At 56.2% G+C, this 9,068-nt stretch carries 8 protein-coding genes; 6 read left to right on the plus strand and 2 right to left on the minus strand.

The genetic code is table 11. The features are described 5' to 3' along the window. Positions 1 to 4: 4 nt before the first annotated feature. A complete protein-coding gene (locus ENE74_RS16645) occupies positions 5 to 763 on the minus strand; it encodes a helix-turn-helix transcriptional regulator (RefSeq protein ID WP_127692014.1) in 759 nt (252 codons plus the stop codon). A gap of 264 nt (positions 764 to 1,027) precedes the next feature. Between ENE74_RS16645 and ENE74_RS16650 the strand changes: the two genes are divergently transcribed. After that, positions 1,028 to 1,594: a hypothetical protein gene (locus tag ENE74_RS16650; protein WP_127692000.1), complete on the plus strand. Its 567-nt coding sequence runs from the start codon at positions 1,028 to 1,030 to the stop codon at positions 1,592 to 1,594. An 87-nt stretch (positions 1,595 to 1,681) separates the two neighbouring features. Here the strand turns inward: ENE74_RS16650 and ENE74_RS16655 are convergent, their stop codons facing one another. After that, entirely contained in the window at positions 1,682 to 3,031 is a 1,350-nt protein-coding gene (locus ENE74_RS16655; RefSeq protein ID WP_164847533.1) for a cytochrome P450, read from the minus strand. Between the two features lie 155 nt (positions 3,032 to 3,186). Here ENE74_RS16655 and ENE74_RS16660 point away from each other — a divergent pair, with 155 nt between their 5' ends. The 5 genes from ENE74_RS16660 (at position 3,187) to ENE74_RS16680 (ending at position 8,981) form a co-directional block, all read left to right on the plus strand. Then, positions 3,187 to 3,774 (plus strand): TetR/AcrR family transcriptional regulator, encoded by a 588-nt coding sequence (locus tag ENE74_RS16660; protein WP_164847534.1) that lies wholly within the window; start codon positions 3,187 to 3,189, stop codon positions 3,772 to 3,774. 463 nt (positions 3,775 to 4,237) lie between these two features. Then, positions 4,238 to 6,616 carry a TonB-dependent receptor gene (locus ENE74_RS16665; protein ID WP_164847535.1) on the plus strand — a complete coding sequence of 793 codons (2,379 nt, stop codon included), beginning with the start codon at positions 4,238 to 4,240 and terminating at the stop codon, positions 6,614 to 6,616. A gap of 46 nt (positions 6,617 to 6,662) precedes the next feature. Further along, complete coding sequence (locus tag ENE74_RS16670; RefSeq protein WP_127692004.1) at positions 6,663 to 7,658, plus strand: zinc-dependent alcohol dehydrogenase family protein; 996 nt, start codon at positions 6,663 to 6,665, stop codon at positions 7,656 to 7,658. Continuing rightward, positions 7,658 to 8,419: an SDR family NAD(P)-dependent oxidoreductase gene (locus ENE74_RS16675; RefSeq protein WP_127692005.1), complete on the plus strand. Its 762-nt coding sequence runs from the start codon at positions 7,658 to 7,660 to the stop codon at positions 8,417 to 8,419. Before ENE74_RS16670 ends, ENE74_RS16675 begins: the two co-directional genes overlap by 1 nt. A 73-nt stretch (positions 8,420 to 8,492) precedes the next feature. Beyond that, on the plus strand, positions 8,493 to 8,981 hold the full coding sequence (locus ENE74_RS16680; RefSeq protein WP_127692006.1) for a glutathione S-transferase family protein: 489 nt from the start codon (positions 8,493 to 8,495) through the stop codon (positions 8,979 to 8,981). Positions 8,982 to 9,068 lie beyond the last annotated feature (87 nt).

Here is a 9,068-nt window from a genome sequence, read left to right on the forward strand (position 1 = left end):
CTGGCTACACGAGAGCCTCAATATTGAGATGTCCGTCGCGGACAGCGCGAAGCACAAGTTGGGTCCGACGGCGGACGCCATAACGTCGGCGCGCGCCCTCGACATATTCGTGCACAGTGTCACGGCTCAGACCCAGAATCTGTCCGATCTCCCAGTCGCTTTTCCCCTGTGCCACCAGATCAATGCAGTCGATTTGGCGTGGGCTGAGCGCTATTGGCACGTTTGCCAGTTCATCGGTACCAAGAAGGGTTCGAGCCTGGTCGAACGCGACCGTGCCAATCAATCGGGCAGAGAGAAGGTCCGGGCTTGAAATCTTGTCATCGCCTCGACGCGCTATGGTGAACATCGCGTCGGGCTCGTCGCGCATCCTGATCGGCATGGTGAACCCAGATGCCAGTCCATGTGCGCGACCCCGTTCAAGGATCGAACGCTGGCGAGCATTGGGCGAGATATAATCTTCTAGATGATCCCAAGTGAGCCCGGAGACGGTCTTGGCGCAGGCGATGTGGACCGGATCGTCAAGATGGAGGCGCGCGTCTATCACCTCCTCGACCCAGCGCGCCGGATAGGTGGTTAACAGCAGGGCTTTGCGGGTGGTACTTTTCAGGTCGACATTGTGCACCAATGCGAACCAGCGGAATCCGAACTGACGCACAATCGCATCGAGCAAGGATTTTAGCTGATCGAGCGTCGTCGCCTGGCGGCATTCGGCTTCGAATGCGGTGATATCGCCCAAGCGACCGGCATCTTCCATATTGCTCATAGTGCGAACGGTTCGCATTCCGATTGCGGGTTCGTCCAGTCGCCGTTCGGCGAAGCCATTGAAAAACAAGACCGGATGCGTTCTGATGTCAGCTCCCCGCAACATATGCACAGGTCGTCCTAGGCGGGAGCTGCCCGGTGCCATGATGAAAGGGCACGCGTGACACTTTACCTCCGGGCAAAGTGTCACAGCCGACAAAATGATGAAATTTGCGGCCAAAGGGGATTCACTTCACCCCCCGTATGTGCTTGATTCAATCCTGTTATGTTGCACAATCCAATCATCGGTGACGGCCGCCAGCAACTGGATATGCCGTCCTTGTTGGAGATGCTTGCGCGGTCCTCGTCTCGGCCGCGCTACGCCTTTATGGTGCTCAACCTGATTGCGCAGGTTTCCCGTTCCGACGGCAGCGCTGGGCCGTTGGTAGCCAAGGGCGGCAGCCTCATTCCCTTGCGTGACTGGCTTTGTGATGCACTGACGCCGATGGGGCAGCGCGACCCCCGGCGCGTCGCCCTGGAAGAGCGGATACGCAGCGATCTGGCAATGTCCGGCGCGTTGCCGATCGATGGGGATCAGGCCACGGCTATGGTGGAAGACGCCATCCGTGAGCAGGTACGAGCTTCAGGCAAGACGAATGTGAGCCGGGCGGTGTCTGAGCTGGTGCGCGCTGGCTTGCTCAAGCGGCACTATCAGGGCTATTGCGTTGATCATCATAATCGCGGTGCACGACGCCAGGCCGTCTATATCTTGGCAGGCAGCGCGCGCGGCTTGATCGGCGGCAGACAAGAGCAGCCGAGAGCCGTTCCGAGACAGGCAGAACTCGCATTCTGATCGCTCCGGAATAGTGGATATTTAACATAATTACTATTATCAAGCCAAATTAGCGCAGTGGATCGAGCTTAGATCGAACGGCAGATTTCAGTCTGTCTCCACCCCCATTTTGTAACGAATTGGCAGGGTCTTCAATCCTTGAACCCAGCGCGATTTGGTCAAGCGTGGCTCACCAGCCATTTCCAGTGATCCCACCCGCGCGACGAATTCCTCAAGGAAGAAGCGTAGTTCTTGCCGGGCAAGCATATTGCCGAGACACTGGTGGACGCCAAAGCCAAATGATACGTGCTTGATCGGCTTGCGGTTGGGCCGAAATTCGAATGGCGCTTCGAATGCCTCCTCGTCACGATTGGCAGATGCGTAGCTGACATACATCCAGTCACCACGCGCGATCTTGCGTCCGCGCAATTCGGTATCGACTGATGCACAGCGCATGAAGTGTTTTGCGGGCGTTACCCAACGTAGCGCTTCCTCCACGAAGACCGGAATAATCGATGGATCAGCGCGGAGCGTTTCAAGATGTTCTGGATACTCGCACAATATCTGCACAGCCCCAGCTAGTGATGACGCTGTAGTATGATGGCCCGCGGTGGCGAAGCTGAGATAATGCCCCAACGCCCGTTCCGAACTCATAAGCTGACCGTTCACGCGGCCGTTTGCGATCAGCGTCGCCACGTCATCGCGAGGGTCCGCCACGCGACTGGCAGTTAGTGCTGCAAAATAATCTTCCATTGGCTGGAACGCCGCGCGCATCTGCTCAGCCTGCTGCGCCGGGGTTAAAGTCAGGGCGTCGGCGTTGATTTCATCATCGTCACCACTGAATAGTGCTTCGGTTATTTTCACCATCAGTGGCTCATCCTGAGGGGGCACACCCATGAAGTCCATCATAACGCGGAGCGGGAAAGCAAGCGCGATTTCCTTTACAAAATCGCACTGTCCTCCGGCGGCGGCCATGCGATCAACATGCGTACGCGCGATTGCGCGGACGCGCGGCTCCATCGCCTTCATGCCTTGGTTCTGGAAGAGTGGCGTAAAAAGTTTGCGAATAGCCCCGTGCTCTGGTTCGTCGGTGCCAGTCAGGCTTTGGAATGGAAAGTCCGCCCCGCCGTTGATCTCACGCATCCGCTCGATCTGTTCTGTCGCGCCAAGCACGAAAGGCTTACCGGTCGAATCGTAGATATCATTCCGCCTCGTTACCTCCAGCACGTCGGCATGCTTGGTGACTACCCAGAATGGCATGTAACCTTCTACCCGCGCCAGTCCGAGCGGGTTGTTCGCGCGCAGCCACGCGAACATTTGTCCGATCGCCGCAGGATTGGTGAAGGCGGTGGGGTTGATGATCGTCTCGCCGATATGCGGCGGCAGTTCGAACTCGTCCGATATCGTCGCGACAGTCGACATACCCTCTCTCCCATTTTTGCTTTTGATGTTTTCCACCGCGCTTAACCAGCGAATCAGTTCGGCGATAAGAGATGATGACGCGTTTCACCGCTATTGTAAATCGCTTCAATAGTGGTTGGCGACATGCTTGCCTGTCTGGCTGGTAGCTGCCAGACTGAAATTTTATCCCTTGGTTTTTCGGGAAATGGACTGTGACTGACGCAAAGGACACTCGCAGAGTTCGCGCCGCTCGCCTCTCCAGGGAGGCCCGCGCTGAACAACTCCAAGCCGCAGCCCTTCGCGTCCTCGCCGAAAACGGGATTGGTCACACCAATCATAGCTTGGTCGCGGCCGCTGCAGGGGTTTCCGTTCCAACCGTCTTTTTCTATTACAGGACTCATGCGGAGTTGACCTGTCTCGTCCTCGACAATGTCGCCGCGCAAATCCTGGATGAGATCGTCCGTCCTGGAGCGGACCGCGCCGACCCAGCCGAGGCAATCGAATGGATGCTCCTACGCTTCGCCGCGTTTATCGATGAGGATCGCGATTCGGCGCGCGTCTGGCTAGACTGGAGTACGGCGATCCGCAGCGAAACCTGGCCACGCTACCTAACGTTTCTCAGCACGGCGCGCCAATTGATCGCAGGTATGATCCAAGGAAATGTTGAGCTGGCCGATGTCATCATCGGCCTCGCCCACATGACTGGCCATATGAAGTTCACGCACGTCTCGGATGATGTCGTTGCCCGGACGATCCATAGGCTCGTCGACGGCTATCTGGCTTCTTCACCAGATGCCTGACGATCGGCTCAGCAGCTACAACACATAGCTTTCTTCCGGCACAGCTCGTCAGTCTTCACGCCAACCTCGTGCTCATACAGTACCCCTTGATCTGATCCTCGATAAAATGGCCTCGACGCATCGCCCGTCTCCATCTGACGAGCTACCTTACGAATGTCATGAATTCTGCGGAGCAGGTCAGTTGGGCAGCGTGTGGGAGCTTGAAATCCCTGAACCGTTGTCATGGAAAACTTGTATCATATTGATTATGCTGCCTTTTTGGTATGGCGTGAGAGGTATAGGGGAAGGTTATTGCTGGCAAGCCAACTTGTTATTTCCCAGATGGTCCTGCCTGTTCCATCCTTGGCACCAATAGATCAGACATCGAGTTGGACAGCGAAATCGCACGTCGAGCCAACTCATCGGTGTTTGTGGAAATAAAACGGCACGCAATTCGTCGATGCCGCAAAGGAGGGAGATCCTAGTGAACCAGGCCAAGACTCTGCGTGAATTGTCACGCGCATGTTCTCTGATCCCGATGCTGCTTGCAGCGCCGGCTTGGGCACAATCGGATACTCCCGCTCAAGCGGCTCCTCAGGAAAGCTCGACGGAGCAAAGCGGAATCGCTGATATTGTCGTTACGGCCAACCGTCGTAGCGAAAACCTGCAGCGCGTTCCTGCAACGGTCGCTGCAATTACCGGAGACGCCCTGCAGGCGCGCGGAATTGTCTCGGCTTCCGATCTGGGCGGATCGCTGCCCAACGTACGGGTCAATTCGCCCTTCTCGCAGACCCAGCCGAACTTCACGATCCGCGGCATCGGTGTCGCCAATGAGTTCAACTCCAACGCTCAGTCGCCGATCGGTGTGTACTTCGACGAAGTATATCAGGGGTTCCGGCCCAGTCATGGCGCAGCCTTGTACGATCTCGAGCGGATCGAGGTTCTGAAAGGGCCACAGGGGACGTTGTACGGACGCAATACCACCGGGGGCGCAATCAACCTGATCAGCCGTCGACCGGATCTTAAGGGTAGCAATGGCTACGTTACGGGCAGCTATGGCAATTATGACGCCTACATGCTCCAAGGTGCCGTGGAGCAAACGCTCGTGGAGGATAAGCTTGGTGTCCGCCTTGCGATGACGCGGACCAAGCGCAACGGCTTCATCAAAAATGCGGGTCCTGAGAACGGCTTTCCAGGCGTCGCGGGAAACAAGGATTTCCAAGCGGAAGATAACATCGCCGGCCGAGCAACGCTTCGTTATAAGCCAACGGATAACCTCGATATCACGTTACGCGGATATTTCGCCTACAGCGATCCTATTGGATCGGGCGGTGTTCCCTATCTTATCGGACCGGGGCAGACGGACCTAGTGGGATATAGCCGGGCGAACTTGGGGCGTCGCGAAGTTATCACGCCTGGACAAGGAAAGTTCATCACCAAATCCCAGGGCGTGCAGGCGCGTATCGACTGGACGCTGGGAGACGTCGTGGTTACCTCCGTCAGCGGTTACGATAAGGACAATTATAACCTTAGCTTCGATTTCGATGGATCGCCTACATCGATTGGTCAGTATCGGGACAGCCGCTCGAGCTTTTACGGCCTCAATCAGGATATTCACCTCACATATGATGGAAATGGATTCAATCTGATTGCAGGCATCTATGCTGGAAAGCAGCGAGTGCGGACCTTCCAGGATCTGTTATATTTCGGTTTTCTCAATGACTTTGCCGGACCGAACCAGTTCAATCCAGGAGGGCTGTTCTTCAGTGGTCCTGGCGCTCCCCCCGCTACAGCCGTCAGCACGGCGTCCGGTTACACGCAGAAGCAAACGTCATTCGCTGCCTACGCCGAAGCCAAGATCGACGTTACAGACAAGTTCAACGTCACGATTGGTGGACGTATCACCCGCGACAAGGTCACATTCACCGATTATTATTCCCTGCTTCGCGACAGTAGCTTCAATCCTGCCCTTTATGCCTATACTTCTGGTCGCACCATGCCGGGCATCGGTATCCTGACTGGCGCACTGTCTCCTGAACTTGAGCAGACTGCGACAAAGCCGACGGGGCGGATCATTCTGAGTTACGATGTAACCGATAGCAGCCTTTTTTACGCAAGCTACAGTCGCGGCTATCGGTCGGGCTCCTATAATGGCAGTTCGCCCGTCGCTAGCCCGAATGGCGTCGGACCGGAATATGTCGATGCGTTCGAAGCTGGATTTAAGTCGAGATTCTTGGACAATCGCCTCCAACTTAACGGCGCGATATTTTACAGCAAATATAGCGGCCAGCAAGTTCAGGAAGTTGCCAACGGTGCCGCCTTCATTCGATCGCTGGATGGCCGTCTCTATGGCGGCGAACTTGAACTGACCGCTCAGCCAGTCGATGACTTTCGCGTAGTCGCCGCGATCGGTTACCTCAATACTCGCTATAAAGGTGACCAGTTCTTGGCTCCCGGCGATCCCCGTGCGACTGACCCGCGCGGCGTAGCGCTGGGCGGTAATGAATTCCCCTTCGCACCGCAGGTGACTGCATCAATCGCGCCAGAGTGGACAGTTCTTCACACGGCAAATGATTCCAAATTGATCCTTTCGGCAGAGGCCCAATATCAATCTCGCCAGTGGTTCGATTTCTTCAATGACCGTCAGGCAGTTGGTCCGATCCGTAATGGTCAGAAGGCCTACACATTGGTTAATGGCCGCATTTCTTATGCTGCTGAGCATTATACGATTGCCGGGTTTGTCAAAAATGCGTTCAATAAATATTACGGGGCCTATGCGATTAACACAGAGTCCTTCGGCGGCAACTTCTTCGTGCCTGGACCTCCACGCACCTATGGCATAGAAGCAACTTTCAGATTCTAACGGTTCACTGAGTTGGCCGGCTGCCAGTCCAGTTAAAGGGGGGCTTATGCGGCGCTATAGGGTCAACCCGTCTGGCGGTATCTTGCTAGAGAACGTCGCTCCAAAACCGGTTGGTCCCGACGAGGTGCGCGTTCGAATGCGAGCGGTCTCCCTCAACTTTCGAGACCATCTTATCGCCCAGGGTGCCTATCCGCTCCCAGTTAAAGCGGACCTTATTCCCGCTTCGGACGGCGCTGGGGAGGTGGTAGAGGTCGGATCGGCGGTGGGAACAGTAAGGGTAGGAGACCGCGTGGCGACGGCCTTCTTCCCTGACTGGAGTGACGGGGAAATCAATCCGCCAGCCGTCGCCAAGTCGCTCGGCGGTTCAGTCGATGGCGTACTAGCCGAAGAGGTGGTGCTACCGAACAACGCGTTGCTTCCCGTTTCGGACTGCCTCACATTCGAACAGGCAGCGACACTGCCCTGCGCTGGCGTAACCGCTTGGAATGCGATCGAACAGGTGGGGCGTGTCGCTCCAGGAGACGTTGTCCTGCTCCAAGGCACTGGTGGAGTATCAACTTTTGCCCTTCAGTTTGCGAAGCTCGCTGGCGCTACTGTAATCCAAATCTCGAGTTCGGACAAAAAGCTTCAGATCGCTCGATCACGCGGGGCGGACCATCTCATAAACTACACTGTTACGCCTGCTTGGGATGTGGAGGCTCTCCGACTCACCGGTGGCCGAGGAGTTGATTTAGTGGTTGAGATCGGTGGTGCAGCAACGCTTGAAAGATCAATAAGAGCGGTGCGGATGGGCGGCCGCATCGCGGGCATCGGATTGGCCGGTGGCTTGGGCAAGATCGATCCTTTACCAATCTTGACTGGTGTGGTCCAGCTGACAGGTATCCTTGTCGGCAATCATCAGATGTACCGGGCAATGGTGCGGGCAATGGTGATATCCGGCATTGAGCCAGTGATCGGGCGCATCTTCGGATTTGAGAAAGCCACCGTAGCGCTAGACCATATTGTCCATGGAGACTCTGGCAAGATCGTGATCCGGATCTGATGCCGCATTCGCTCAACTACAACGCCCTAAATGGTAAGGTGATACTAATTACCGGGGCCTGCGGTGATATTGGCCGAGCCTCGATCCGCCTGCTGACTGATAGAGGTGCCAGAGTCATCGCCATCGACAAAGTGGATGCGCCAACATCAGACGATGTAGCTGATCCCGCAATCACTTGGTTGAGAGGAGACGTCACAGATGAAGCATCTGTCTCGGGATTTGTCGCCGAAGCCTTGAAGATCGCAGGACAGATTGACGTGCTTGTCAACAACGCGGGGATTGAAGGTCCAGTTGGTCCCATAACTGACCTGAGCATCGATGATTTCACCAAGGTATTCGCTGTCAACGTGCGCGGCGTGTTCCTCTGCATGAAGTATGTAATCCCAATAATGAAGGCAGCCGGAGGTGGCAGCATCATCAACATGGCCAGCACCGCTGGCCTGTCTGGGACGCCTGGGGCGTCGGCATATATAGCAAGCAAACACGCAGTCATAGGACTGACCCGCGCTGGTGCTGCCGAATGGGCAGGTAGTGGTGTACGTGTAAACTGCCTAGCGCCTGGACCGATCGATGGCAGGATGATGGAATCAATCATGGGTCGGCTGGACGCAGTGGGAAATGTTGTTCGGGAACGCATTCCTTCGGGCCGCTTCGGATCGCCGGATGAGGTCGCTAGCGTCATCGCCTTCCTGGCTTCAGATGATGCCCGGCATATGCATGGCACCGTAATTCCGGTGGATGGCGGTCGAACGGCCGTTTGATGGATCACACATCGTTGATGGTAGGTGGCGCATTGGAGCCTGCCACGATACCGGACAGATTGGAGATAGGCAGGTGATCGAGTTTTTCACGATGGGATCGCCCAGCCCCCGCAAAGTTTCGATCATGCTGGAAGAGACAGGGCTGCCTTATGTCTGGCATTGGGTGAACGTGTATGCTGGCGACCATCTTAAGCCGGATTATCTCGTCAAAAATCCGAACGGTCGGCTGCCGGCGCTGATTGATCAAGATGGGCCGGACGGTCCCCTGTTTTTGTGGGAGTCGACAGCGATCCTTCTGTACCTCGCGGAGAAGACCAGCCTGCTGCTGCCTGCATCAGGTGCTGCTCGATACGAGGTGCTCAAATGGGCGACCTTTCAGGCGACCCACGCTCCATATCTTGGGAATGCGCATTGGTATCGGCTGTTCGCGCCGCACGCCGAGCGCTACTCGATCGATCGCTTTGCCGAAGAGGCAGGCCGCATTTACAGGCTCTTGGATGACACGCTGGCTAACCGTCCATATGAGGATCAGCGTGCAATAGGCACCCCCTTCGTGGGGTGATCGGCGTGCAAAAAGGACCCCTTCATCCCGGGGATTTAGTTGGCCGACTGGTTTTGATCAGTTGGCGAGAACGGGATGTTGATCGTG

The sequence above is a fragment of the Sphingobium algorifonticola genome, from assembly GCF_004005485.1.
Lineage (GTDB): Bacteria > Pseudomonadota > Alphaproteobacteria > Sphingomonadales > Sphingomonadaceae > Sphingobium > Sphingobium algorifonticola.